Origin of the sequence: Streptomyces sp. D2-8, from assembly GCF_023184515.1 — a bacterium.
In the GTDB taxonomy this organism is placed as follows: domain Bacteria; phylum Actinomycetota; class Actinomycetes; order Streptomycetales; family Streptomycetaceae; genus Streptomyces.
The window spans coordinates 27,880-54,032 of sequence record NZ_JAAHBP010000024.1 but is presented as its reverse complement, the minus strand read 5'-3'; the positions used below and the strand labels follow the sequence as shown (position 1 = coordinate 54,032).

The 26,153-nt window shown below is 72.6% G+C and carries 21 protein-coding genes; 5 read left to right on the top strand and 16 right to left on the bottom strand.

Annotation, left to right across the window (positions count from 1 at the left end; all coding sequences use genetic code 11):
* Positions 1–81 precede the first annotated feature (81 nt).
* On the top strand, positions 82–1,221 hold the full coding sequence (locus tag G3I77_RS33245) for an aminoglycoside phosphotransferase family protein (protein WP_248509695.1): 1,140 nt from the start codon (positions 82–84) through the stop codon (positions 1,219–1,221).
* A gap of 68 nt (positions 1,222–1,289) precedes the next feature.
* Here the strand turns inward: G3I77_RS33245 and G3I77_RS33240 are convergent, their stop codons facing one another.
* The 9 genes from G3I77_RS33240 to G3I77_RS33200 all read right to left on the bottom strand — a co-directional run bounded on the left by G3I77_RS33240 (position 1,290) and on the right by G3I77_RS33200 (position 8,104).
* On the bottom strand, positions 1,290–1,787 hold the full coding sequence (locus G3I77_RS33240; RefSeq protein WP_031141380.1) for a hypothetical protein: 498 nt from the start codon (positions 1,785–1,787) through the stop codon (positions 1,290–1,292).
* A 115-nt stretch (positions 1,788–1,902) separates the two neighbouring features.
* Positions 1,903–2,412 (bottom strand): CGNR zinc finger domain-containing protein, encoded by a 510-nt coding sequence (locus tag G3I77_RS40740; RefSeq protein WP_308311433.1) that lies wholly within the window; start codon positions 2,410–2,412, stop codon positions 1,903–1,905.
* 4 nt (positions 2,413–2,416) lie between these two features.
* Positions 2,417–2,677 carry an ABATE domain-containing protein gene (locus G3I77_RS40965; protein WP_308311432.1) on the bottom strand — a complete coding sequence of 87 codons (261 nt, stop codon included), beginning with the start codon at positions 2,675–2,677 and terminating at the stop codon, positions 2,417–2,419.
* Positions 2,678–2,716: 39 nt separating this feature from the next.
* Positions 2,717–3,619: a universal stress protein gene (locus tag G3I77_RS33225; RefSeq protein ID WP_248509693.1), complete on the bottom strand. Its 903-nt coding sequence runs from the start codon at positions 3,617–3,619 to the stop codon at positions 2,717–2,719.
* A 161-nt stretch (positions 3,620–3,780) separates the two neighbouring features.
* Positions 3,781–4,023, bottom strand: coding sequence for a DUF397 domain-containing protein (locus G3I77_RS33220; RefSeq protein WP_010033039.1), 243 nt, complete (start codon positions 4,021–4,023; stop codon positions 3,781–3,783).
* 82 nt (positions 4,024–4,105) lie between these two features.
* Positions 4,106–5,272 carry a thiolase domain-containing protein gene (locus tag G3I77_RS33215; protein ID WP_248509690.1) on the bottom strand — a complete coding sequence of 389 codons (1,167 nt, stop codon included), beginning with the start codon at positions 5,270–5,272 and terminating at the stop codon, positions 4,106–4,108.
* Positions 5,269–6,333, bottom strand: coding sequence for a thiolase domain-containing protein (locus G3I77_RS33210; protein WP_248509688.1), 1,065 nt, complete (start codon positions 6,331–6,333; stop codon positions 5,269–5,271). The genes G3I77_RS33215 and G3I77_RS33210 overlap by 4 nt, the downstream gene beginning before the upstream one ends.
* On the bottom strand, positions 6,330–7,271 hold the full coding sequence (locus G3I77_RS33205) for a Zn-ribbon domain-containing OB-fold protein (RefSeq protein WP_248509686.1): 942 nt from the start codon (positions 7,269–7,271) through the stop codon (positions 6,330–6,332). Before G3I77_RS33205 ends, G3I77_RS33210 begins: the two co-directional genes overlap by 4 nt.
* A gap of 32 nt (positions 7,272–7,303) precedes the next feature.
* Positions 7,304–8,104: a crotonase/enoyl-CoA hydratase family protein gene (locus G3I77_RS33200; RefSeq protein WP_248509677.1), complete on the bottom strand. Its 801-nt coding sequence runs from the start codon at positions 8,102–8,104 to the stop codon at positions 7,304–7,306.
* Positions 8,105–8,279: 175 nt separating this feature from the next.
* Between G3I77_RS33200 and G3I77_RS33195 the strand changes: the two genes are divergently transcribed.
* Positions 8,280–9,899: an acyl-CoA synthetase gene (locus tag G3I77_RS33195; protein ID WP_248509675.1), complete on the top strand. Its 1,620-nt coding sequence runs from the start codon at positions 8,280–8,282 to the stop codon at positions 9,897–9,899.
* A 113-nt stretch (positions 9,900–10,012) separates the two neighbouring features.
* Complete coding sequence (locus G3I77_RS33190) at positions 10,013–11,875, top strand: sulfatase (protein WP_248509673.1); 1,863 nt, start codon at positions 10,013–10,015, stop codon at positions 11,873–11,875.
* On the opposite strand, the gene G3I77_RS33185 is transcribed toward G3I77_RS33190, so the two are convergent.
* From G3I77_RS33185 to G3I77_RS33175, 3 genes are all read right to left on the bottom strand, one after another.
* Positions 11,847–12,476, bottom strand: a complete 630-nt coding sequence (locus G3I77_RS33185; RefSeq protein WP_374387756.1) for an alpha/beta fold hydrolase — start codon at positions 12,474–12,476, stop codon at positions 11,847–11,849. The two genes, G3I77_RS33190 and G3I77_RS33185, sit on opposite strands and share 29 nt — an antisense overlap.
* Positions 12,477–12,569: 93 nt before the next feature.
* Positions 12,570–13,403, bottom strand: coding sequence for an alpha/beta fold hydrolase (locus G3I77_RS33180; RefSeq protein WP_248509672.1), 834 nt, complete (start codon positions 13,401–13,403; stop codon positions 12,570–12,572).
* Between the two features lie 61 nt (positions 13,404–13,464).
* The gene (locus G3I77_RS33175; RefSeq protein WP_248509671.1) at positions 13,465–14,967 is read right to left on the bottom strand and encodes an acyl-CoA synthetase; all 1,503 of its coding nucleotides are present in this window, start codon (positions 14,965–14,967) and stop codon (positions 13,465–13,467) included.
* 186 nt (positions 14,968–15,153) lie between these two features.
* Here G3I77_RS33175 and G3I77_RS33170 point away from each other — a divergent pair, with 186 nt between their 5' ends.
* A complete protein-coding gene (locus G3I77_RS33170; protein ID WP_248509670.1) occupies positions 15,154–17,574 on the top strand; it encodes a penicillin acylase family protein in 2,421 nt (806 codons plus the stop codon).
* A 41-nt stretch (positions 17,575–17,615) separates the two neighbouring features.
* Here G3I77_RS33170 and G3I77_RS33165 read toward each other — a convergent pair whose 3' ends face one another.
* On the bottom strand, positions 17,616–19,166 hold the full coding sequence (locus G3I77_RS33165; RefSeq protein ID WP_248509662.1) for an acyl-CoA synthetase: 1,551 nt from the start codon (positions 19,164–19,166) through the stop codon (positions 17,616–17,618).
* Positions 19,163–20,272 (bottom strand): nitronate monooxygenase family protein, encoded by a 1,110-nt coding sequence (locus G3I77_RS33160; RefSeq protein ID WP_248509659.1) that lies wholly within the window; start codon positions 20,270–20,272, stop codon positions 19,163–19,165. The genes G3I77_RS33165 and G3I77_RS33160 overlap by 4 nt, the downstream gene beginning before the upstream one ends.
* 194 nt (positions 20,273–20,466) lie before the next feature.
* On the opposite strand from G3I77_RS33160, the gene G3I77_RS33155 reads away from it, so the two are divergent.
* On the top strand, positions 20,467–22,248 hold the full coding sequence (locus G3I77_RS33155) for a serine hydrolase (RefSeq protein WP_248509656.1): 1,782 nt from the start codon (positions 20,467–20,469) through the stop codon (positions 22,246–22,248).
* A 4-nt stretch (positions 22,249–22,252) separates the two neighbouring features.
* On the opposite strand, the gene G3I77_RS33150 is transcribed toward G3I77_RS33155, so the two are convergent.
* Together G3I77_RS33150 and G3I77_RS33145 are read right to left on the bottom strand one after the other, a co-directional pair.
* Positions 22,253–23,830: an NAD(P)/FAD-dependent oxidoreductase gene (locus G3I77_RS33150; RefSeq protein ID WP_248509655.1), complete on the bottom strand. Its 1,578-nt coding sequence runs from the start codon at positions 23,828–23,830 to the stop codon at positions 22,253–22,255.
* A 61-nt stretch (positions 23,831–23,891) separates the two neighbouring features.
* Positions 23,892–26,123 (bottom strand): serine/threonine-protein kinase, encoded by a 2,232-nt coding sequence (locus G3I77_RS33145; RefSeq protein ID WP_248509654.1) that lies wholly within the window; start codon positions 26,121–26,123, stop codon positions 23,892–23,894.
* Positions 26,124–26,153 lie beyond the last annotated feature (30 nt).

Below are 26,153 nucleotides of genomic sequence, written 5' to 3'. Positions count from 1 at the left end.
GACACTCCCCAGGGTTCTCCCGGGCGTCCGGGCCGGGTGGTGCGCTGTCCTCGCAGGCACACGAAGGGATCTGTTTCGCCCATGTACGCAGCATCGTCCTCCGTGTCCGCACCGCCCCGGCCGCTGCACCCGCGTCCCACGGACAGCGGCCCCTACCTCGCCCCCGCGCGGCCGGCGGCCCCCGCACTCGGTGCGGGCAGGGCCCGGCGCGGCGCGGTCCTCGGCACCCAACCGCTCAGCGGGAGACTCGACTTGTCCGGCCCCCAGGGCGCGCAGCTGCGCACGGCGATCGCGTCCGTGCACCGCATCTGCCCGGAGTTCGCCCCGGTGCAGGTTCTGCGCCGCAACGGACGGTCCGTGCTCCTGGTCGGTACGACCGGTCGCAGTACGGCTGTCGCCAAGTGCTTACTGGACCACTCCCCCGCGTGGTCGGAGCGGATCCGCCACGAGATAGCGGCATACCGCTCGTTCGTCCGGCACCGCCCACCCGTGCGGGCGCCGAGACTGATCGCGGCGGACCCGGACAACTGCACGCTGGTGATCGAGCGCATGCCGGGCCGGGTGGCGGCGCTCCAGCGGCACCCGGCGGAGGCGCCGCCCCGGGCGGACATCAGAGCGGCACTCGGGGCGATCTGCCGGCTGAACGCCTGGCGGCCGCCGGCGGGCACGTTCGACGCCCCGCTCGACTACGCGGCCCGGATCTCCCGGTACCACGAGCTGGGCCTGCTCACCGACCGGGACCTGGGTGACCTGCAGAAGCTGCTGCACGGCATCGCGCAGGCGTCCGGACGGCAGGGCATGGGCCAGTTCTGCCACGGCGACGCACTGCTGTCGAACATGCTCCTGTCACCGGCCGGTCCAGTGCTGGTGGATTGGGAGCACGCGGGCTGGTACCTGCCGGGCTACGACCTGGCGACGCTGTGGTCGGTGCTCGGGGACGCACCCGTCGCTCGTCGCCAGATCAGCCAGATCGCGCAGTCGGCGGGGCACGCGTCCAGGGATGCCTTCCTGGTGAACCTGATGCTGGTGCTGACCCGTGAGATCCGTACCTACGAGACGGCCGTGCAGCGTTCGATGCACGACGCGACCCCGGCGGCACCGGGCACGGCCCACCCGGGTGCTGCGCCGACCGGCGAGGAGCAGAGGCTGCTGCTGCGGCGGCTGCACGACGACTGCCAGTTGGCCCGGCGCGCCGTGCGCGCGGCGGTCGGCACTCGCTGAGGGGACGAAAGGGCCGCTGTACGCCTGGTCAGGCGTACAGCGGCCCTTTCGTGTGCGGTCGATTCGGCTCAGCCCTGCTGGAAGAGTTCCGCGGGCAGCGGTTTGAGGAGGGCGTAGAGGTCGTCCGTGATGGGACGGTCCCAGGCGGCGATGGTCACGAGGACGTTGTCGCTGCGGTCGAACTGCACGCAGGAGATCCGGCTCTCGGAGAGCTTGACGCGGCGCACGATCAGAAGGTTGTCGCCCTGCATCACCGGTACGTCCTCGGTGCTGACGACGGTGACCTCCTCGTCGTTCTCCAACGCCAGCAGCAGCTGGGCCACCTCGAAGGGGACCTGGCCCTCGGGAACCTCGCGGGCCGGGGAGCCCTCCGGCAGATTGCCGATGATCATCGCGGGGCCGCGGCCGCCGAACAGGTCGTAGCGCAGGAAGACGCCCTGGCAGGTGCCGTCGGGAGCGGGCAGGAGTCCCGCACCGAGGTTGCCGGGCCAGTCGCCCGGGTCCATGGCCAGTACGTCGAAGTCTGGCCCGGCGGGAGTGGCGCTGCGGCGGCGGAGGAACGACATGTCGCCATGGTACGTGCCCCGGCCTGCGAAGTGCGGGGCGGGCGGCGGACCGGGTGGGCCGGGTTGCGGCCTTGTGCCGGGCGTGGTGGCGGGCCGCTCGGGCGGTCCGGTCGGCCTAGGCCGTGGCCTTGTGCCGCTGGTGGTGGCGGGCCACCCGTGCACGGTTGCCGCACGAGGGGTTGCACCACTCCTGGCGTGGGTGCTCCTTGGGGAAGTACCGCACGCAGCGCGGCGCGTGGCAGGCCCGCAGCCGGTCGCGGTCGGGGCTAGCGAGGAAGGCGATCAGGGCGTCCGCGAGGGCCGCTGTCAGGTCGTTGCCGGCGCGGACGGACCTCTTGCGGACGGCCGGGGCGACATCTTCGGGCCAGTCCAGGGCCGGCATGGTGGGAGTGCGGGCAGCCGCCTCGTTCAGATGCCGCACCGCTTCCGGCACAGGCATGAGGCGGGCCGCGTCCGCGGGGCTCGGCCGGCCGGGGCGCACGGCCCGGGCGAAGAGCGCACGGACGGCGGCCCGCAGCTCACGGACGGCGACGAGCTGCGCGGCGTCGGCGGCGAACCCGGCAGCGCCGCCACTGCCGCCCTCGCCGTCGGCGGGCCGGGGTGCCGTGCCGGCGGGGAAGCCCACACGGTCACCTCGCTGGGCGGGGTCGTCGGCGATTCCGTCTCGATCGGCACGCCGCGCGGGATCGGCGGCAGCATCCCCCCGGCCGGCCGGCTGCGCAGCCGTCTGCGGCGAACCCGGGCTGCCGGACCTCGGGGTGTGCCCGGACCCACTCGGTCAGGTCCGCCGGGCCGGTCAGGTCGTCGGTGACGCCGCCCTTGCCGTCGTGGCGGATGGTGAGGGCCAGGTCCAGGGCGAGCCGAGCGTGCCCGTTGATCGGTTCCCGCATGCGGCTAATGACGGGCCCGGCCGTATCCGTTACGCGAGGTCAGCCCTGCGGGGGCGACGGCGGCACCACGGCGACGGGGCTCGCGGCGTGCAGCAGTACGGCCTGGGTGACCGAGCCCATCATGCGCACGGGTGAGAGCAGACGCCTCCGGTGGCGGCCCACGACGACGAGGCCGGCGTCCAGGGAGGCCGCGACGAGGTGGCCCGCCGCGTCGCCCGCCGCCGGGACCAGCTCGATCGGGACATCCGGGTGCCGCTCGCGGTACGGGGCGAGGAAGCCGTCGGCGAGGACCCGGGTCTCGTCCTCGATGACGTCCTGGTCGACGACCGGCGGGGGCATCTCCCCGGGCATCATCCAGGGCTGCGCGGGCCACGGGTAGGCGGCGACCGCCTGGAGCCGGGCACCGCGCCGGGCGGCCTCGGCGAAGGCGAACCCGAGTGTGGCCTCGTCGGGGCCGTCCACCTTCAGGCCGACGACCACCCGCGAGCCGGGACCGCCGGGCGCCCCGTCGGGGACCTCGCGTCCGGGCCGGGGCACCACGACGACGGGGCACTCGGCGTCGCGGGCGGCGGCCATGCTGTTGGAGCCGAGCAGCAGACTGGCGAAGCCGCCGCGCCCCCGGGAGCCGAGCACCAGCAGCTGGGCGGTGGCACCCAGTTCGGGCAGGACCACGCCGGCCGCGCCCTCCAGGCCGACGTACTCCGTGTCCGGCTGGTCCGCACGGCCCTCCAGGTGGGTGCGGACCTGGTCGAGCACGGGGTCGTCCTGCGGGTCCGCGGGCCCGGCGGCGAGCACCTCGGGCTGGGCCCAGTGGGCGTACTGGCGCACGTGCGCCACGCGCAGGGGTGCCGCGCGCCGGCGAGCGGCGTCGACCGCCCACTCCAGGGCGCGCAGGCTGTCGTCCGAACCGTCGACCGCCGCGACGACAGGCAGGGTGCTCATGGGTTCCTCACCTCCGGGATCCGACCGTCCCCTCCCGGGGGCCAGCCTGACTCAGGCGGTGGCTCCGGGAAGATGCCTCCGGTCGCGTGTCCGGAAACGCGGGCGGAACACCCCCGGATCGGCCGTGGGATCCCGGCCGTCCGCAGGGGTTCGCCCCGGCCTCAGGTGAGGTCGAACTCTCCCTCCCGCGCTCCCGACACGAACGCGCCCCATTCGGCGGGCGTGAAGATCAGCGAAGGGCTCTCCGGGCGGGCACTGTTCCGCATGGCGATGAAGCCCTCCACGAAGGCGATCTGGACATCCCCCCGCCCTCGGCTGCTGGACTGCCACTGTGCGTTGGTGAGGTCCAGCTCCGGCTTGTCCCAGCCCGTGAGCGGGCGCTGCTGGGTGGTGGTCTCGGCCACGTCCGTGCTCCTCCCGGTTCGTCGTCCGCGGCCAGCCTAGCGATCGTGTCCCACAGCCAACAGGGCACGTGAAGGGGACCTTTCAGGAGTCGGGGGGCCGGTCGCCCACGAGCCACATGGAGAAGAACTGCGATCCGCCGCCGTAGGCGTGTCCGAGGACCCGGCGAGCCCCGTCCACCTGGTGTTCTCCGGCCTGTCCGCGCACCTGGAGTGCCGCTTCCGCGAAGCGGATCATGCCGGAGGCACCGATGGGGTTGGCGGACAGCACGCCGCCCGACATGTTGACGGGCAGGTCCCCGTCCAGTTCGGTCACGCCCGCCTCGGTGAGCTTCCAGCCCTCGCCCTCGCCGGCGAAGCCGAGGTTCTCCAGCCACATGGGCTCGTACCAGGAGAACGGCACGTAGATCTCGGCGCCGTCGATCTCGCGGCGGGGGTCGGTGATCCCGGCCTGGCGGTAGACGTCGGCGGCGCAGTCCTGCCCGGCCTGCGGGGAGACGAAGTCCTTGCCCGCGAAGAGGGTCGGTTCGCTGCGCATCGCGCCGCCGAGCATCCAGGCGGGCGGTCGCGGTGCCCGGGCGGCTCCGGCACGGTCGGTGAGGATCATGGCGCAGGCACCGTCGGAGGAGGGGCAGGTCTCCGAGTAGCGGATCGGGTCCCACAGCATGGGCGAGGCCATGACCTTGTCGAGGGTGATGTCGTGTTCGTGCAGGTGGGCGTAGGGGTTCTTGAGCGCGTTGCGGCGGTCCTTGTAGGCGACGAAGGCGCCGATCGTCTCGGGCGCGCCGCTGCGGCGCATGTACGCGCGGATGTGCGGGGCGAAGAACCCGCCGGCCCCGGCGAGCAGGGGCTGCTGGAAGGGGATCGGCAGGGACAGGCCCCACATGGCGTTCGACTCGGACTGTTTTTCGAAGGCGAGGGTGAGGACCGTGCCGTGGACGCGGGCCGCGACGAGGTTCGCCGCGACGAGTGCGGTGGATCCGCCGACGGAGCCGGCGGTGTGCACTCGGAGCATGGGTTTGCCGACGGCGCCGAGGGCGTCGGCGAGGTAGAGCTCCGGCATCATGACGCCCTCGAAGAAGTCGGGCGCCTTGCCGATCACGACGGCGTCGATGTCGGTCCACGACAAGTCGGCGTCCCCAAGGGCGCGTTGGGCCGCTTCCCGGACCAGTCCGGCGAGGGACACGTCCCGGCGTGCCGCGACGTGCCTGGTCTGGCCGATACCGACGACGGCCACGGGCTCCTTGCTCATCGGGGTTCCCCTTCGAGTACGGCGACCAGGTTCTGCTGGAGGCAGGGGCCGGACGTGGCGTGGGCGAGGGCGCGGTCGGACTCGCCGCGCTGGATGCGGGCGGCGGCCTCGCCGATGCGGATGAGGCCGGCCGCCATGATCGGGTTGGCGGCGAGGGCTCCGCCGGAGGGGTTCACGTCCACGTCGTCACCCAGCCGGAGCACCTTGCGCAGGACGATCTCCTGCGCGGTGAAGGGCGCGTGCAGTTCGGCGGTGTCGACGGGGCGCTCGAAGGCTCCGGCCCGCTCGGCGGCCAGGCGGGTGGAGGGCGAGTCGGTCAGGTCGCGCACGCCGAGGCCGTGGGCCTCGATGCGGTGGTCGATGCCGCGGATCCAGGCGGGGCGTGCGCACAGTTCACGGGCCCGGTCCCCGGCCGCGAGGATCACGGCGGCGGCGCCGTCGCCGATGGGCGGACAGTCGCCGGTGCGCAGGGGCTGTACGAGGTAGTCGCCCTGCGGCACGGATCCTCGCAGTGGTGCGTGCGGGTTGGCGGCAGCCGCCTCACGGCTGCGGGAGGCGACGGCGGCGAGTGCGGGCTCGTCGGTGTCACCGGCGTCGATGAGGGCCTGCGCCTGGAGGGCGGCGAGTGCGACGGAGTCGGGCCACAAGGGTGCCACGTAGTACGGGTCGAGCTGGCGGGTCAGGACGTCGCGGACCGAGCCGGGCGAGGACTTGCCGTACGCGTAGACCAGGGCGGTGTCGGCGTCGCCGGTGAGGAGTTTCGTCCAGGCCTCGTACAGGGCCCAGGCCCCGTCCATCTCGACGTGCGACTCGGAGATCGGTGGCCAGGCGCCGACGCCGTCGAGGGCGAGGGTGAAGGAGAAGGCGCGGCCGGCGAGGTAGTCGCTGGAGCCGGAGCAGGTGAAGTCGATGTCGGCGGTCTTCAGGCCGGTCCGGTCGAGGACCTCGTGCAGCACCGGCATCAGCATCTCCACCTCGGAGAGCTCCTCGCTGGTGCGCCGGTGGTCGGTCTGGGCGAAGGCGACGACGGCGATCTCGCGGTCCCGCGGTGCGCTCGTCACAGCAACTCCTTGTAGGTGTCGTAGTCCGCGTCCGGTTCGCCCGTGGGCCGGTAGTGGTCGGGGTAGCGGGCGCCCTCGGTCCACACGGGTTCGACCCGCAGGCCCATGCGGACCTCGTCGTACGGGATGCCGCCGATCCGGCCGTGCAGTGCCAGGCCGGCGCCGTCGAGGGCGATGTGGGCGTAGACGTACGGCACCTCGATGTCGAGGTTCTTCGCCTTGATGTTGACGATGCAGAACGTGGTCACCGTGCCGCGCGGCCCCACCTCGACCTGCTCGGCTGTGGCCACCCCACAGGTGGGGCACGCACCCCTCGGGGGGACGTACACCTTGCGGCAGGACGGGCAGCGCTCGCCGACGGTGCGCCGGCCGGAGAGGGCGTTGATGTAGGCGGTCTGGGCGCGGCCGGGCGAGTAGGTGTAGTCGAGGCGGGCGGCGGCGACGATGCCGGTGACGGGGTCCTCGAACTCGCCGGTGTGTCCTGTCGGTTCGGCTCGACGGCCGTCGTACGGCTCGAAGCAGGCGATGTCCGTGATGGCGCCGGTGCGTTCCGCGGCCCAGCGGATGCGGACGGGCATGCCGGTGTGCACGGCGGCGGGGCCGGGGGCGTCGAGGGCGTGCAGGAGGGCCGTGTCGGCGCCGTCGAGGCGGACCAGTACCCACGCGAAGGGGGTGGTGAGGGGCTGGCCGCGGCGTGGGGCGGGGTTCCAGGCCCAGGTGGTGACCGTGCCGGTGGGGGCGACCTCGACCAGGTCGCGGAGTTCCTCGGCGGTGACGGGGTCGTACTCGACGGGCGGGACGAGGACGCGGCCGTCGCCGGTCCGGACGCCGAGGACGACGCGTTCGCGCAGGCCGGTCAGGAACGCGCTCTGGACGGGGCCGAGGGAACGGGTGAAGGGGAACTCGACGACGAGGGGGGCTTTGAGGACTTCGGGCATGCCGGAGGGCTCCTTCGGTCAGGCACACACGGTCAGGCGCGCTTGTAGACGGGCGGTCGCTTCTCCGCGAAGGCGCGGGCGCCCTCCTTGGCGTCGGCGGTGTCGAAGACCGGCCAGCCGCGGGTGAGTTCGGCGGCGAGGCCGTCGGACTCGGTCATCTCGGCGGTCTCGTACACGGACGCCTTGACCGCCTCTACGGCCAGCGGGCCACAGGAGTTGATCTGTTCGGCGATCTCCAGGGCCCTGTCGAGTGCGGTGCCGTCGGGGACGACATGGCCGACCAGGCCGATGGCGGCGGCCTCGCGGGCGCTGTAGGGGCGGCCGGTCAGGAGCATCTCCAGGGCGTGGGTGCGCGGGATCTGGCGTTGCAGGCGGACGGTGGAGCCGCCGATGGGGAACAGGCCGCGCTTCACCTCGAACAGGCCGAAGGTCGCGGACTCGGCGGCGACGCGGATGTCGGTGCCCTGGAGCATCTCGGTGCCGCCCGCGACGCAGTACCCCTCGACGGCGGCGATCACCGGCTTGCGCGGGCGGTGGTGGCGCAGCATCGCCTTCCAGTGCAGGTCGGGATCGGCCTTGAGCCGGTCGCGGTACTCCTCTCCGGCCATGCCGTTCCCGGCGAGGGCCTTGAGATCCATGCCGGAACAGAACGAGCCGCCCGCGCCGGTGAAGACGATCGAGCGGACCGAGTCGTCCGCGTCGGCCTCCAGCCACCCGTCGTGGAGGCCGACGAGCATCGGCAGCGAGAGCGCGTTCCTGGCCTCCGGCCTGTTGAGCGTGAGCACCAGTGTGGCGCCTTCGCGCTGCACGGTGAGGTGTTCCGTCCCACCCATGGCGAACTCCCCTCTCGTGGAACGAGAACAGGTTGCAGTAGGGCGGGAAGCACTTCAAGGGTTTTCTGACAGACAGTCAGATTCTTTCGCGGGGACCCTTCACAGTTGGACCGCCCTTTGCTCTGATGACCGGCGAACCGTCCGATGCCAGGCACGCCCGGGGTCAGGAGGAGCGGTGGAGTACAACCTTGCCGACCTGTTCGAGTCGGTCGTCGACGTCGTCCCCGGCCGTGAGGCGCTGGTGTACGCCGACCATCCCGGCACGGGCGCGGAGCGCCGCCTGACGTACGCGGAGCTGGACGCGGCGGCCAACCGCGTCGGCCACCATCTGCTCGACAGCGGGATCCGCCCGGGTGAACACCTCGGGCTCCACCTCTACAACGGCGTGGAGTACCTGCAGACGGTGCTGGGCTGCCTCAAGGCGCGGATCGTCCCCGTCAACGTCAACTACCGTTACGTGGCAGAGGAGTTGGTGTACCTCTACCGGGACGCGGACCTGGCGGCGCTGGTCTTCGACGCCGAATTCACGGACCGGGTGGCGGCGGCGCGTCCCCGGGCGGAGAAGCTACGGCATCTGGTCCGGGTGGGAGCACCGGCGCCGGGAGCCGCAGCGGTGCCCTGTGTGGAGTTCGCACAGGTGGAGTCCGCGGGATCACCCGAGCGCGGCTTCCCGGCCCGCTCGGCCGATGACCAGTTCATCATCTACACCGGTGGCACGACCGGGATGCCCAAGGGTGTGATGTGGCGGCAGGAGGATCTGTTCTTCGCGGGCCTCGGCGGCGGCGCCCCGACCGGTGAGCCGGTGAAGAAGCCGGAGGAAGTCGCCGAGCGGGTCGCCGGCGGCGGTGCGGGGATCACGTTCTTCCCGACGGCCCCGCTGATGCACGGCACCTCCACCCTCACCGCGTTCATCGGTTTCAACTTCGGGCAGCGGGTCGTGATCCACCGCAAGTTCGTGCCCGCGGAGGTGCTGCGGACCGTGGAGAAGGAAAGGGTCAGCAGCATCTCGCTGGTGGGGGACGCGATGCTGCGGCCACTGATCGACGAACTGAGCGGTCCGCTGCGGCACATCGACCGCTCGTCGCTGTTCAGCGTGTCGTCGTCCGGCGCGATCATGTCGGACACGGTGCGCCGGCAGTTCCAGGAGTTGGTGCCGAACGCCATGCTGCTGAACAACTTCGGCTCGTCGGAGTCGGGCTTCAACGGGACGGCGACCGAGGATTCCGGCCCGGAGCGGGGCTTCCGGGTGCGGGTCAACGCCCGCACGCAGGTGGTGGACCCGGGCACGTACGCGCCGGTGCCGGCCGGTGAGGTGGGCCGGATCGCACAGTGCGGACATGTGCCGCTCGGCTACTACAACGACCCGGCCAAGACCGCAGGGACCTTCTTCGAGAGGGACGGCGAGCGGTGGGTGCTGCTCGGCGACATGGCCACCGTCGACGAGGAGGGCGTGGTCACCGTCCTGGGCCGGGGCTCGCAGTGCATCAACACCGGCGGCGAGAAGGTGTACCCGGAGGAGGTCGAGCAGGCCCTCAAGTCCCACCCGGACGTCTACGACGCGCTGGTGGCCGGGGTGCCGGACCCTCAGTGGGGCCACCATGTGGCGGCGGTGGTGCAACTGCGCTCGGGCGCGGTGCGGCCGTCGCTGGAGGACATACAGACCCACTGCCGTGACCGGCTCGCCGGCTACAAGATCCCGCGCCAGCTGGTGATCACCGAGGCGATCCAGCGGTCGCCGAGCGGCAAGGCGGACTACCGGTGGGCGCGGGAGGTGGCGGTGACGGCGGACGGGTGATTCTCCGGCCTGAACATTGAACCCAAGGTGACGTGCGGACGTACTGGTGGTGGCAGGCTCGGTCTCCGGGCTCTGTTCGCCATGCCAGCAAGACCGCACGGAAGGACCACCGGGTGTCGCTCTTCACTCGCTCCCGTCAGCTTTCGGACACGACCGAGGGCAAGGCGGAACCGGATGACGACACCGGCACGGCGGATCCGGACGACACCGGCACGGCGGATCCGGAGGGCGGCACCGGCACGGACGCCCCCGAGAGCGCCACCGCCACCCCGGCACAGGAGGCAGCTTCCGAGCAGCCGCCGGCGGCGCCCCCCGGCGCGGCGAAGCCCGGCTGGTTCGGCTGGCGGCGCCGCTCCCCCCGGGCGGCACGAGGCATCTCCATCGGCACCAGCGTGCTGGCCGGTGCCCTCGTCCTGTTCGCGCTGCTCGTGCCGAACCGGATCGAGAAGATCGAGTTCGCGTCATTCGTCCGCATCCCCGCCGAGGGCGTGCTGCTCGCCGGCCTGCTGCTCGCACTGCCGCCGAAGCCCCGCCGGATCACGGCCGCTGTCACCGGCGTGTTCCTCGGCCTGGTCACGGTCCTGAAGTTCGTCGACATGGGCTTCTACCAGATCCTGGCCCGGCCCTTCGACCTGGTCCTGGACTGGATCCTGATCGAGAACGGCACGGACTTCCTGAGGGAGACGTTCGGCCGCACCGGCCAGGTGCTGGCCGTGGCCGGCGTGATCGTCCTGTTCGTCGCGGTGCTGGTTCTCACCACCCTCGCCGTGGTGCGGCTGACGCACCTGATGGTCCGGCACCGGCCCGTCGCCGCCCGTACGACTCTGATCCTCGGCACGGCGTGGATCACCTGCATGACGCTGGGCGTACAGATCGGCACCGTTCCGATCGCCACCAAGGGCAACGCGGAGTTCCTGGGCAACCGGGTGGAGCAGGTCCGGGCGGGCCTGAAGGACGCCCGGGTCTTCGAGAAGCAGGCCTCGGTGGACGCCTTCGCGAAGACGCCGCCCGACCAGTTGCTCACGGGGCTGCGCGGCAAGGACGTTCTGTTCACGTTCATCGAGAGCTACGGCCGGGTGGCGATCGACGACCCGGCGATGGCGAAGCAGACCGACACCGTGCTCAAGGAGGGCACCGGCAGGCTGAAGGCGGCCGGTTTCGAGTCGCGCAGCGGCTGGTTGGAGGCGCCGGTGACGGGCGCGGGCAGCTGGCTCGCCCACTCGACCTTCCTGTCCGGGCTGTGGATCAAGAACCAGCAGCGGTACCGCAGCCTGACCACGAGCGACCGCATGACGCTGACGAACTACTTCGGGAAGACGGGCGCCTGGCGCACCGTCGGCATCGTGCCGGGGGTGCGGCGGGCCTGGCCGGAGGGCAAGTACTTCGGCCTTGACCACATCTACGACTCCGAGCACCTCGGCTACCACGGCCCGTACTTCAGCTGGACGCCCGTGCCCGACCAGTTCAGCATGGAGGCCTTCGAGCGGCTGGAGCACGGCAAGAAGGACCGCGAGCCGATCATGGCGGAGATCATCCTCGCGTCCAGTCACAACCCCTGGTCCCCCATCGCGAAGATGATCGACTGGAACGACCTGGGCGACGGCTCGGTGTTCCACCGGATCAAGAAGGAGGGCACCGACCCCACGGAGGTCTGGAAGGACCCGGAGAAGGTGCGCACGGAGTACCGGCGGGCCATCGAGTACTCGATCCGGAGCCTGACCGAGTGGGTCGAGCGCTACGGCGACGAGGACACGGTGCTGGTCTTCCTCGGCGACCACCAGCCGGTGCCGACCGTCACCGCCGGGGACACCGGCAAGGACGTGCCGGTGACGATCGTCGCCCACGACAAGAAGGTCCTGGACCGGGTCGCCGACTGGGGCTGGACGGACGGCCTCAAGCCGGCCGGGAACGCGCCCCGGTGGGGCATGGACAAGTTCCGCGACCGCTTCATGACGGCGTACGGTCCGCAGGGCTGAGGAACCCCTCCACGGCCGCGAGGAACTCCTCAGGGCGGGCCTCGTGCACGAGATGCCCGGCGTCGACGGTGATGTGCCGGGCGTCGGGAAGCAGTTCGGCGAGCTCGGCGATCTGCTCCTGCGGGATCGGGCTGCTCGGCCCGCCACCGATCAGCAGCGTGGGCATGGTGATCCGCCCCATGTGGTCCCACCACATAGGGTCCGGTGCGTTGCGCTGTGCGTCGGTGGCGAGGATCATCGCCCAGTCGTACGGCAGGTCCCCGCGCGGCCGTTCGGCGGGCGGGCGGGGCGGGTCCAGCGGGCAGGGCGCGGGCACGTCCTCCAGGACGAGCCGCCGTACCGGCGCCGGGCTGTGCTGGGCGAGCAGGTAGGCGACGGCGCCGCCGAGCGAGTGGCCCACGACGTCGGCGCGGTGGATGCCAAGCGCCCCGAGGAAGGCGTGGATGTCGTCGCGCATGGTCTCGTACGCGTATCCGCCGGGCCAGTCGCTGCGGCCGTGCCCGCGCAGGTCGGGGGCGTAGACCCGGCGGGGTCCGGCGGCCAGGGCGGGGGCGATGCCGGCCCAGTCCGCGCCGTCGGCGCCGCGGGCGTGCAGCAGCACGAGGGGCTCCGCGTCCTGCGGGGCACGGTAGGCGAGGGGTGCTGCGGATGCGGGGCCGCTCTGCCGACGGCAGAGGGGCGTGCCCCGCTCCGGTCAGGAGAGGAAGGCCGCCACGCGGCGCGTGAACCACTCGGGGTCGTCGAGCCAGGGGTAGTGCCCGGCGCCCGGCTGCACCACGCACTCCGCCTTCGGGAAGGCCTCGGCGGTACGGCGGGCGAGGGCCGGGCTCGGGCCGCCGTCGACTCCCCCGGCCAGGACCAGCACCGGAGCCGTGACCCGGGCGAGCGCCGCCCGTGTCGCGACCGGGTCGTAGGCGCCCTCCGCGCCGTAGCGGCCGGCGGCCTCGTCGTTGGTCTCGGCCTCGTCGCGCTCGGCGTGCGCCTGGGCGGCATGGTCCCAACGGCCGTACCAGAACGCCCAGATGAGGGGGTCGAAGTCGGCGGGGTTCGCGAGCCAGGCCTCGAACGCCGGGAAGGCCTCGGGGAACCACGGCTCGTCCTGACGCTGCCGGGCCGCGGCCAGCCGGTCCCGCGCGGTCGCCGGCCTGCCCAGGGCCCACGGAGTGGCGGTGATCAGCGCCAGCCGTTCCACCCGCTCCGGATACCGTGCCGCGTAGAGCATGGCGAGACTGCCGCCCGCCGAGTGCGCGAGCACATCCACCCGCTCCAGCCCCAGATGAAGCCGCAACGCCTCGACGTCGTCCACGAGCCGGTCACATCGGTACGTCCCCGGATCCGCCGGCTCCTCGGACTCCCCCGTACCGCGCAGGTCGAGGAGCACCAACTGCCGGTGCGCGTCCAGGCCGCCCAGGTTCCCCAGGTAGGCGGATGCCCGCATGGGCCCGCCGGGCAGCACGACGAGCGGCTTGCCCTCGCCGCGCAGGTGACAGGCGAGTCGGGTCCCGTCCGGGGCACTGAAGATCGGCATGCCGTCGATCCTGGCCCCGGGGCCGCTCCGGCACAACCGGGTTCTCCGGCCCCTGCCCGCGCTACCCGTTCCCGAGGTCGTTCCGCAGCTCCCGCTTGAGGATCTTCCCGCTGGCGTTGCGCGGCAGGCTCTCCGCGAACACCACCCGCTTCGGCGCCTTGAAGGGCGTGAGCCGCTCGAGGACGTGGTCGATCAGTTCCGCCTCCGAGACCTCACCGCGCGGGACGACGACGGCCGTCACCGCCTCGATCCAGCGCTCGTCCGGGAGGCCCACGACCGCGGCCTCGGCGACGCCGGGGTGGGTGTACAGCGCGTCCTCGACCTGGCGTGAGGCGATGACGACGCCACCGGAGTTGATGACGTCCTTCACCCGGTCGACGATCGTGTAGTAGCCGTGCGCGTCGCGTACCGCGAGGTCGCCGGAGCGGAACCAGCCGTCGCGGAAGGCCTCGGCGGTCTCCTCGGGCTTGTCCCAGTAGCCCTCGCACAGTTGCGGGGAGCGGTAGACGATCTCGCCCGGGGTGCCGTCGGGTACGTCCTTGCCGTCCTCGTCGACCACGCGGGCGTCGACGAACAGGACGGGCCGGCCGCAGGAGTCCAGGCGGCCCTTGTGCTCGTCGGGCGCGAGAACCGTGGCCAGGGGGCCGATCTCGCTCTGGCCGAAGCAGTTGTAGAAGGCCAGGTCCGGCAGGCGCTCCCGCAGCCGTTCCAGTACCGGGACCGGCATGATCGACGCGCCGTAGTAGGCCTTGCGCAGACCGCTGAGATCGCGGCTGGCGAAGTCGGGGCGGTCGGACAGGGCGATCCATACGGTGGGCGGCGCGAACAGGCTGTCCGCACGGCCCGTTTCGATCAGGTCGAAGAGCCGGTCGCCGTCGGGTGCGTCGAGGATGATGTTCGTCGCGCCGACGGCGAGGTAGGGCAGCAGGAAGACGTGCATCTGCGCCGAGTGGTACAGCGGCAGGGAGTGCGCGGGGCGGTCGCCCGCACTGAGGTCGAGGGCGGTGATCGCGCTCAGGTACTCGTGCACCAGCGCCCGGTGCGTCATCATCGCGCCCTTGGGCAGGGCGGTCGTCCCGGAGGTGTACAGCAGTTGCACGAGGTCCTCGGCGCGCGGCTCGGGGCCGTCGTACGCGGGTGCCTCGGGCAGCCGTGCGAGCAGCGAGTCGTCGGCGTCGCGCAGAGGCAACCTCCTTGCGTCATCGGGTAGTCGCGCTGCGAGATCCGGGTCGGTGAGGACCAGGGTGCTGCCGGACTGGCCGACGATGTAGGCGAGGTCGTCGCCGGTCAGGTTCTGGTTGACGGGTACGTGCACCAGGCCCGCGCGGGCGCAGGCCAGGAAGGCGATCAGGTAGGCGTCGGAGTTGTGGCCGTAGGCGCCGACCCGGTCCCCTGGGGACAGCCCCTCGTCGAGGAGGACGCGCGCCGCGCGGGAGACGGCGGTGTCGAGTTCGTCGTACGTCCAGGTGCGCTCGGCGTACTCCACCGCGACGCGCGCCGGTGTGCGCCGGGCGCTGCGCCGCAGGACTCCGTCGACCGTGCTGCCGTGTCCGGGCGTCGTCATGACACATGATCCTCGGTTCAGCGCCCGAGGAGGTCAAGGACCCCGGACAGGACGAGCCGGGGCGCGACCGGCTCCGGGCGAGCAACCCTGCCGCCGTCGACGGCGTCCGGTGTCATGAAACTGACGGACTTTCGATCAGGTTCGTACGCTCGTCACTCCTTTCCCTCGACGACGTTGGAGGGCACGATGCGCAGCCGTCTGAGACGACTCGTTCTCGGGGCCACGGCCCTGTTCACCGCCGCTTCCGCGTTACCCGCGGCCGCCGCCACGACCCACCAGCGAGCAGAGCAACACCCTTCCCGCGACGGCCTGTCCGCCGTCATCCGCTACACCGAGTACGGCATTCCGCACATCCTCGCGAAGGACTACGCGAACCTGGGCTTCGGTACGGGCTGGGCGCAGGCCGCCGACGAGGTGTGCACGCTCGCCGACGGGTTCGTGACACTGCGGGGCGAGCGGTCCCGGTACTTCGGCGCCGACGCGCCCGCCGGCGGCGATCTCTCGGCGGCCAGGACGAACCTCGCCAGCGATCTGTACTTCCGCGGGGTCCGCGAGAGCCGCACGGTGGAGAAGCTGCTCGCCGAGCGGGCGCCCGTGGGGCCGAGCCGTGAGGTCCGGGACATGATGCGGGGCTGGGCTGCCGGTTACAACGCCTGGCTGAAGCAGAAGAAGATCACGGATCCGTCCTGTGCGGACGTGCCCTGGGTCCGGCCCGTCACCGAGCTGGACGTGGCGGCCCGTGGGCTCGCCATCGCCTCGATATCCGGCGAGGGGCGGTTCGTGGACACGATCACAACCGCGCAGCCGCCGACCGGAGCCGCCTCCGGCACGCCGTCCGCCCGCACGCCGGGCGCGAAGACCGCGGCGAAGGCGGCGGACGAGCTGTGGGGCGACCCCGGCATGGGCTCCAACGCGGTCGCCTTCCGCGGTGACACGACGGCGAACGGCCGTGGCCTGCTGCTGGGCAACCCGCACTACCCGTGGGACGGCGGACGCCGGTTCTGGCAGTCGCAGCAGACCATCCCGGGCGAGCTCAACGTGTCCGGCGGGTCCCTGCTCGGCACCCCGGCGATCTCCATCGGGTTCAACGCACATGTGGCGTGGAGCCACACCGTCTCCACCGGCATTCCGGCCAACTTCCACCAGCTGACGCTCGATCCGGCCGATCCCACGACCTACCTCGTGGACGGCAGGCCGGAGCGCATGAAGAAGCGGACCGTGACGGTCGCGGTGAAGGACGGCACGCCCGTGACCCGCACCCAGTGGTGGACCCGCTACGGCCCCGTCGTCACCTCCCTCAGCCCCCAGGTCCCGCTGCCGTGGACCGGCAAGGCGGCGTACGCCCTCCACGATCCGAACGCCGCGAACCTCCGCTTCGCCGACACCTCGCTGGACTTCAGCAGGGCGCGGAGCACGGCCGACGTCCTCGCCTCCCTCGATCGGCACCAGGGCATCCCCTGGGTGAACACGATCGCCGCCGACCGGGCGGGGCACTCCCTCTACACCCAGTCCCAGGTACTCCCGCGCATCACCGACGAGTTGGCCCGGCGCTGCTCGACGGAACTCGGCAGGACCACGTACCCGGCGTCCGGGATCGCGATCCTCGACGGCTCACGCGGCGACTGCGCTCTCGGCAGCGACCCCGGAGCCGTCGTGCCGGGGATCTTCGGCCCGGCGCGGATGCCGACGCTGAAGGACGCCCCGTACGCGGAGAACTCCAACGGGACCGCGTGGATGACCAACGCCGACCGGCCGCTCACCGGCTATGAGCGGGTTTTCGGCACCGTGGGCACCCAGCTCGGCCTGCGCACCCGTGGCGCGATCGAGGACGTGGACGCGATGGCGGACCGCGGCGGCCTGACCGTACGCGACCTGCAACAGCAGCAGTTCGCCAACCGGGTTCCCGCGGGTGACCTCGCCGCCGGGGACGTGGCACGGGCGTGCGCCGCGCTGCCCGGCGGTACGGCGACGGGCAGCGACGGCACAGCGGTCGATGTGTCGGGGGCCTGCGGCGTGCTGAAGGCGTGGGACCGCACCATGGACACCGGCAGCCGGGGAGCGCTGCTCTTCGACCGGTTCTGGCGCCGGCTCGAACAGGCGGTGCCGGCCGACCGGTTGTGGAAGGTGCCGTTCTCGGCGGCGGACCCGGTCCGCACCCCGAACACCCTGAACACCGGCGCTCCCGGCCTCCCCACCGCCCTGGCCGACGCGGTGGCCGAGCTGCGGGCCGCGGGCATCGCGCTCGACGCGCCGCTGGGCGCGCACCAGTTCGTCGTCCGCGACGGCAAGCGCCTGCCCGTGCCGGGCGGCGCGGGGCGGCTCGGCGTGTGGAACGTGATCGAGCCGACGTGGGACGCGGCCGGGGGCGGCTACACGGAGGTGCCGTTCGGGAGCAGCCACCTGCAGGCGGTCGGCTGGGACGCCAGCCGCTGCCCGGTGGCGCGCACGCTGCTGACGTACTCCCAGTCGTCGAACCCGAAGTCGCCGCACTTCGCCGATCAGACCCGGCTGTTCTCCGGTGAGAAGTGGGTGACGTCGCGCTTCTGCGAGAAGGACATCCGGTCCTCGCCGAAGCTGAAGGTCGTGCGGGTGCACGAGCGCCGCTGACCGTCGCGAGGGGTGCCGCCCCTTGTGGGGCGGCGCCCCGGTCAGGCCCGCGTCCGGCCCTCCCAGTACGGCTCCCGCAGCCGCCGCTTGTACAGCTTGCCGTTGGGGTCGCGGGGCATCTCGGTGATGAAGTCGACGCTCCTGGGCCGCTTGTACCCGGCGAGCCGGTGGGCGCAGTGGTCGAGGAGGTCGGCGGCGAGGGCGGGTCCGGGCCGGTGTCCGGGGGCCGGTTCCACGACGGCCTTGACCTCCTCGCCCCAGTCGTCGTGCGGGATGCCGAAGACGGCGGCGTCCGCGACGGCGGGGTGGGCGAGCAGGGCCGACTCGATCTCGGCCGGGTAGATGTTGACCCCGCCGGAGATGATCAGGTCGATCTTGCGGTCGCGCAGGAAGAGGTAGCCGTCCTCGTCGAGATGGCCGAGGTCGCCGACGGTGAAGAAGTCGCCGATGCGGTTCTTGCGGGTCTTGGCCTCGTCCTTGTGGTACGAGAAGCCGCCGGTGTTCATCTTCATGTAGACGGTGCCCAGTTCACCGGGCGGCAGCCGGTTGCCGTCGTCGTCGAAGATCGCGAGCTCGCTGATGGGCCAGGCCTTGCCGACGGTGCCGGGCTTCTTCAGCCAGTCCTCGGCGGTGGCGAAGGCGCCGCCGCCCTCGCTGGCCGCGTAGTACTCCTCCACACAGGGGCCCCACCAGTCGAGCATGGCCCGTTTCACATGGTCGGGGCAGGGCGCGGCGCCGTGGATGGCGTGCCGCATGGAGGAGACGTCGTAGCGGTCCCTCACCTCGTCGGGCAGCGCCAGCAGCCGGTGGAACTGGGTGGGGACCATGTGGGTGTGGGTGCAGCCGTGGGCGTCGATGAGGCGGAGCATCTCCTGGGGTGTCCACTTGTCCATGAGGACCAGCCGGTGGCCGATGTGCAGGGACGCTCCGGCGAACTGCAGGACGGCCGTGTGGTAGAGCGGCGAGCAGACCAGGTGCACGTTGTCGTCGAACGGCCGGATGCCGAAGATGCCGAGGAAGCCGCCCAGGTACGCCTCCTCCGGCGGTTTGCCGGGCAGCGGGCGGCGGATGCCGCGGGGGCGGCCGGTGGTGCCCGAGGTGTAGTTCATGACCCAGCCGAGGGTGCGGTCGGCGGGCGCCGAATCGGGTTGCCCGTCGAGGAGTTCGGCGTACGGGCGGAAGCCCTCGGCCGTGCCTGCGGCGTACCGGTGGCTGCCCGGCAGGCCGGCCTCGTCGGCGGCGTCGCGGGCGGCGTCGGCGAAGCGCGCGTGGGCGAGGAGCACCTTGGCGCCGGAGTCGGAGACGATCCACGCGATCTCCGGTCCTACCAGGTGGTGGTTGACGGGGACGAGGTAGAACCCGGCCTGGCTGGCGGCGAGATACGCGGTGAGGAACTCGACGCCGTTGGGCAGGACCACGGCGAAGGTGTCGCCGCGTTCCAGCCCGGCCGCGCGCAGGCCGTGCACGAGCCGGTTGGCGGCGGCGTGCAGCCGTCCGGCGGTCCACTCCTCGCCGTCGGGGACGACCAGGACCGCGCGGTCGGGGTCGGCGGTGGCCTGGGCCCAGAAGCCCACGGGAGCACTGGTGTTCACTGGCCGCTCCTTCCGGCGATGCGGTTGACGCGGTCCACGGCCTGTTCGAAGCCGCGGGTGAGGTCGTCGAAGACGGCCTGGACGCTGCGTTCGCTGTTCATCCGGCCGACGATCTGGCCGACCGGGGTGCCGAGCAGCGGATCGACCTCGTACTTCTGGATGCGTGAGACGGCCTCGGCGACCAGCAGCCCCTGCAGCGGCATGGGGAGGGTGCCGGGCCCGTCCGGATCGTCCCAGGCGTCGGTCCACTCGGTGCGCAACTGGCGTGCGGGCTTGCCGGTCAGCGCGCGGGAACGGACGGTGTCGCCGGAGCCGGCCGCGAGGAGCTTGCGGGTCAGGGCGGGTGAGTGGAGGTCCGCTTCCGTGGTGGTCAGCCATAGGGAGCCCAGCCACACGCCTTGAGCGCCGAGGGTGAGCGCGGCAGCCACCTGCGGTCCGCTGCCGATGCCGCCTGCGGCCAGCACGGGCAGCGGGGCGACGGCGTCGACGACCTCGGGGGTGAGCACCATGGAGGCGATCTCCCCGGTGTGCCCGCCCGCCTCGTAGCCCTGCGCCACGACGATGTCGATCCCGGCGTCCCGGTGCTTGCGGGCGTGCCGGGCGCTGCCCGCGAGTGCGGCGACGAGGACGTCCTGGTCATGAGCGCGGGCGATGACGTCGGCGGGCGGAGAGCCGAGGGCGTTGGCGAGGAGCCGGATCGGGTAGTCGAAGGCGACGTCGAGCTGGCTGCGCGCGACCTGCTCCATCCAGCCGGTGATGCGCCAGCCGGACGCCTCGCCCTCGGCGAGTTCGGGCACGCCGTGCTTGGCCAGGGTGTCCCGGACGAACTGCCGGTGCCCTTCGGGGATCATCGCCTCGACGTCCGCCTCGGTGACGCCTTCGACCTTCTTCGCCGGCATCACGACGTCCAGCCCGTACGGCCTGCCGTCGGCGTGTGCCTCGATCCAGTCCAGGTCGCGTTTGAGCTCGTCGGGGGCGGTGTAGCGGACCGCGCCGAGGACGCCGAGGCCACCCGCCCGGCTGATGGCCGCGGCGACGGCGGGGAACGGCGTGAAGCCGAAGACGGCGTGCTCGATTCCCAGTGTCTGGCTCAGCTCCGTCTGCATGGGCGCAGGATGCCGGAGTCCTCCGGAGGACGGAAGAGGTTTTCTGATGCTCCGTCAGATTCCCCGGTGCGCCGGGCGGATTCACCGATGCCCCGTGCCGGCTTCCGTGGAGGATTCTCCGCCGGATTCGCGGCGGCGCGCGGGGGACATACTTCCGGGGGACACGCGAGGCGGTTGAGGCGAAGGGGTACGCGGTGACCGGCAGAGCGGCGAGCAGCGAACTGACCCGGCGTCAATTGGGCAGAGGGGGCCTGGCCCTGGGCGGTGCACTCGCCCTCGCCCCGCTGCCCGCCGGGCCCGCCGGAGCCTCCTCGGCGACGACCGGCCGGCGCCCCACCCTGCGGCACGGCTCCGCCGCACGCGCCGGACTGCTCTCCTCCCACCTGCGCCGGCTCGTCACCGACGCGGAGGCGTTCCTCGGCCCCTCCCCCGCGCACCCCTGGTACGCGGGCGCCGTCCTGCTCGCCGGACGCGGCGGCACGGTCGCGCTGCACCGCCCCATCGGCATGGCGGTGCGCTACCGGGCCTACGACGAGAAGACCGACACCGGTGTCGAGTTCCCGCCCGGCCAGCAGATCCCGATGGCCGAGGACACCGTCTTCGACCTCGCGTCGGTGTCGAAGTTGTTCACCTCGATCCTCGCCGTGCAGCAGATGGAGCGGGGCGCACTGGAGCTGGAGGCGAAGGTCGCCTCGTACCTACCGGACTTCGGGCGCGCGGGCAAGCAGGACATCACGATCCGTCAGCTCCTCACCCACACCTCGGGGTTCCGCGCCTGGATCCCGCTGTACAGCGCGCCGACGTACGAGGAGAAGCTCCAGCGCATCTGGAACGAGGCGCCGGTCAGCGCGCCCGGCACGGCTTACCTGTACTCGGACCTGAACCTCATCTCGCTCCAGCTCGTGCTGGAACGGATCACGGGCCGCACCCTGGACGTCCTGCTCCGTGACGAGATCACCGCACCGCTCGGCCTGCGCCGTACCCGCTACAACCCGCCCGCGTCCTGGCGTCCGAAGATCGCGGCCACGGAGGACGCGCGGGCACCGTGGTCCGGCCTGGACCGGGGCCTGGTATGGGGCGAGGTGCACGACGAGAACGCCTTCAGCCTGGGCGGGGTCGCGGGCCACGCGGGCGTGTTCTCCGACGCGTGGGACCTCGCGGTCCTCGGCCGTACGCTGCTCAACGGCGGCGTCTACGGGCGGGCCCGGATCCTGGAACCGGAGTCGGTGGAGCTGATGTTCACCGACTTCAACACCGCCTTTCCCGGGGACGAGCACGGCCTCGGATTCGAGCTCTACCAGCACTGGTACATGGGGGCGATGGCCACGCCGCGCAGTGCCGGGCACACCGGTTTCACGGGCACCTCACTGGTGCTCGACCCGACGACCGACTCCTTCCTCGTCGTCCTCGGCAACTCGGTGCATCCGGTACGGAGCTGGCGTTCCGGATCCGCGCCCAGGGTCACCGCGGCCAACACCATGGCGCGGGCCGTGCCGGTCCGGCCGGCGCGGGGACGCACGGCCTGGTTCTCCGGGATGGCGGTCTCCACGACGGCGGCCCTCACCCTCCCCGCCCTCGACACGTCCGCCGGCCGGGCACGGCTGCGCTGCGCGCTGTGGTGGGACACCGAGCCCAAGGCCGACCTCCTGGCCCTGGAGGCCACGACCGACGGCGGCACGACCTGGCAGCCGGTGCCCTTCACGACCTCCCGCCGCGGTCAGGCTCCGGAGCAGCACCCGTCGGGCTCGGTCACCGGCTGGTCCGGCCGCGTCTGGCACGGGCTCACCGCGGACGTCCCCACCGCGCGGGAGCTCGCCCTGCGCTGGCGGTACGCGACGGACCGGCTGTACGTCGGGCGCGGCTGTTACGTCGACGGACTGCGGGTGGAAGCGGCCGGGGACGTCCTGTTCGACGAGACGCGCCCGGCGGACGCGGCGCGCCTGCGGGCAGTGGGGTGGACGCGGTCCGCCGACTGAGGGGTCACTCGGGGTCGTTCTCCAGCACCGCCATGGCCGCGTTGTGCCCCGGCACCCCGCTGACCCCGCCCCCGCGTACCGCGCCCGCCCCGCACAGCAGCACGTTCACGTGCCCCGTCTCCACGCCCCAGCGACCGGTGCCGTCCTGGGCGTAGGGCCAGCTCAGCTCGCGGTGGAAGATGTTGCCGCCGGGCAGGCCGAGGTCCCGCTCCAGGTCGAGCGGGGTCCGGGCCTCGATGCAGGGGCGTCCGTCCGCGTCGGTGGCCAGGCAGTCGGCGAGGGGTTCGGCCAGGTGGGCGTCGAGCTGGGCGAGGGTCGACTTCAGCAGGTCCTCGCGTACGGCGTCGTTGTCCCGCTCGAACAGCCGGGCCGGGGTGTGCAGGCCGAAGAGGGTGAGCGTCTGGTAGCCCTGCTCGGCCAGGTCGGGCCCGAGGATGGTCGGGTCGGTGAGCGAGTGGCAGTAGATCTCGGAGGGCGGCGCGGCCGGCGGCTCACCGGCGGCGGCCTGGGCGTGGGCGGCGGCCAGTTGCTCGTAGCCCTCGGCGATGTGGAAGGTGCCGGCGAAGGCCTCGCGCGGGTCGACGGAGCTGTCGCGCAGCTGCGGCAGCCGCTTGAGCAGCATGTTGACCTTCAACTGGGCGCCCTCGGCGGGGGCCGGGCGCGGGGCGCCGGTCAGGTCCGCCAGGGCCTGCGGTGAGGCGTTCACCAGGACGTGCCGGGCGGCGACGGTGCCTTCGCCGTCGGCCGTGCGATACGTGACCTCGGCGGTTCGGCCGTCCGTGGCGACGCGCAGCGCCTCGTGGCCGGTGGCGAGGACCGCCCCCGCCGCGCGTGCCGTGTCGGCGAGGGCGTCGGTGAGGGCTCCCATGCCGCCGACGGGCACGTCCCAGTCGCCGGTGCCGCCGCCGATCACGTGGTAGAGGAAGCAGCGGTTCTGCTTCAGGGAGGGGTCGTGGGCGTCGGCGAAGGTGCCGATGAGTGCGTCGGTGAGGACGACGCCGCGCACCAGGTCGTCTTCGAAGCGCTCCTCCACGGCGACACCGATCGGCTCCTCGAACAGCACCCGCCAGGCCTCCTCGTCGTCGAGGCGGCGGCGCAGTTCGTCGCGGGTGGGCAGCGGCTCCGTGAGGGTCGGGAAGATCCGCTGGGCGGCGCGGCCGGTCATGCCGTAGAACTCCTGCCAGGCCCGGTACTCGCGGTCGGAGCCGGTGAGCCGGGTGAACGCCTCCCGGGTGCGCCGTTCGCCGCCGCCGACGAGGAGTCCGGTGGGCCGGCCGTCGCGCTCGGCGGGCGTGTAGGAGGAGACGGTACGGGTGCGGACCCGGAAGTCCAGGCCGAGGTCCCGGACGATCTTCTTCGGCAGCAGGCTGACCAGGTACGAGTAGCGGGACAGCCGGGCGTCGACCCCGGCGAAGGGCCGGGTGGACACCGCCGCGCCGCCCGTGTGGTCCAGCCGCTCCAGGACCAGCACGGAGCGGCCGGCCCGGGCCAGATACGCGGCGGCGACCAGGCCGTTGTGGCCGCCGCCGACGATGACGGCGTCGTACGTCCGGTGTGCGCGGGGTCCCTCGGGTGCGGTCATGGTTCTTGGTAACACGGGGTGATCCGGGTCGGCCAGACGGCGCCTGCCTGCTCAACAGGGGTCAGCGCCCCGCCGCGGCCCGCTGCTCCCGCAGGGCCGCCACTCTTCGGTACAGGGCCACGGCCTCGGCGCTGCGGCCGAGCTGTTCCAGACAGTGGGCCTCGTCGTTGCGGCTGGCGAGGGTGTCGGGGTGGTCGGCGCCGAGGACGCGTTCGCGGGCGGCGGCCACCCGCCGGTACTCGGTGAGCGCGTCGGCCCAGCGGCCCAGCCAGCCGAGGCCGACGGCGACCTCGCGGCGGCTGACCAGGGTGTCCGGATGGTCGGAGCCGAGAACCTGTTCGCGGAGGGCGGCCACCTCACGGGACTCGGCGAGGGCCTCCTCCCAGCGGCCGAGCCGTCCGAGGTTGACGCAGCGGCCGTGGCGGGCGCGCAGCGTCTCGGGGTGGGTGGGGCCCTGGCTGCGGGTGCGGTCCTCGGCCAGGCCGCGGTAGAGGTCCAGGGCCCTGGCGCTGTGGCCGAGGCGGCCCAGGCTGATGCCGATCTCGTGCCGGGCGGCGAGGGTGTCGGGATGGTCCGGGCCGAGGGCGCGACCGCGGGCCTCGGCGACCTCGCGGTAGGTCTCGAGGGCTTCGGACCAGCGGCCCAACTGTCCGAGCGCGTAGGCGACTTCGTAGCGGGTGACGAGGGTGTCGGGGTGGTCGGGGCCGAGCACGCGGGCGCGGGCGGCGGCCACCTCGCGGGCCATGCGGTACGAGTCCTCCAGGCGGCCGAGGCGGCTGAGGTTGAAGGCGAGGTTGTGGCGGCAGCGCAGGGTGTCGGGGTGATCGGGGCCCATGGTGTGCTCGCGGGCGGTGAGCACCGATGTGTAGACGCGGTGGGCGTCGAAGGGGCGGCCCAGCTGACCGAGCACGTAGGCCATCTCCTGGCGGGCGGCCAGGGCGTCGGGGTGATCGGCGCCGAGCATGCGGATCCTGGCCTCGGTGACGTGCTTGTACTCGCGCAGGGCGTCCGCGGCGCGGCCGGTGCGGCTCAGCGTGAAGGCGACCTCGTAGCGGCTGGCGAGGGTGTCGGGGTGGTCGGGGCCGAGGAGGTGCTCGCGTTCGGCGGCGACCGCCCGGTGCACCTCGCCGGCCTCCGTCCAGCGGCCGAGCCGGCCGAGGCTCAGGCCCGCGTTGTGCCGGCCGGCCAGGGCGGTCAGGACCTCCGTGGGCGGGGCGGGCCGCTCCGCGGGAGCGGGTTCCTCGACGACGGGGCCGGTGGCGGGCCGGGCGATCCACTCGCCGGACAGTCCCGCCGCCGGGTCCGACGGTGCGGTGCGCAGCCCTGTGCCGGTCGCCTTGTGGCCGGTGGTCATGCCGCGGGTCCAGGAGGGCAGCCGGCCCGTGCCCACCGGCACGCCGGGAGCCGGGCGGGCCGCCGCGACGGCCCTCACGTACGCCGGCGCGGCCCGGTGCGCGCTGATCCGGCGGGCCAGCTCGCGGGCGTCGTCGGGGCGTTGCCCGGGTTCCTTGGCGAGCAGGTCGAGGACGACCCGCTCCAAGTACTCGGGCAGTTCGGCGCGGTGCTCGCGCGGCGGGCGGGGCGGGGTGTCGCGGTGGCCGATGAGGATCGCCCACGCGTCGTCGAGGTCGAAGGGCGGCACGCCGGTGGCGATCTCGTACAGGACGCACCCGAACGAGTAGAGATCGCTGCGGTGGTCGACCCCGTCGCCGCCGATCTGCTCCGGGGACATGTAGAGCGGGGTGCCCATCGCGATGCCGGTGCCGGTCAGTCTGGAGGTGAAGCCGATGTCGTGGCCGAGGCGGGCGATGCCGAAGTCGCAGATCTTCACCGTGCCGTCGCCGAGCCGCACGATGTTCGCGGGCTTCAGATCACGGTGGACGATGCCCTGTTCGTGGCAGTAGGCGAGGGCGGCGGCGACCTGCTCGGCGATCTCCACGACGTCCGCGACCGGCAGCGGGTGCTGTTTGTTGTCCTCCAGGAGCTGACTGAGGTTGCGGCCGTCCAGCAACTCCATGACGAGGTAGAGGACGCCGTCGGACTCGCCGAAGTCGTGCACCACGGTGATGCCCCGGTGCTGCAGCGCGGCGGCCACCCGGGCCTCGCGGCGGAACCGCTCCCGCAGTACGCGGGTGAAGGCGTGGTCGTGGTTCGGGCCCAGCGGTTTGAGGCACTTGACGGCGACGTGCCGGCCCAGGGACTCGTCCCGTGCCCGCCACACCTCGCCCATGCCGCCGCGCCCGATCAGTTCGAGCAGCCTGTATCGGCCATGGATGAGCCTGCTGTCCCCCATCTCGCGCGACGCTCCCCCCGGTAGCTGTTC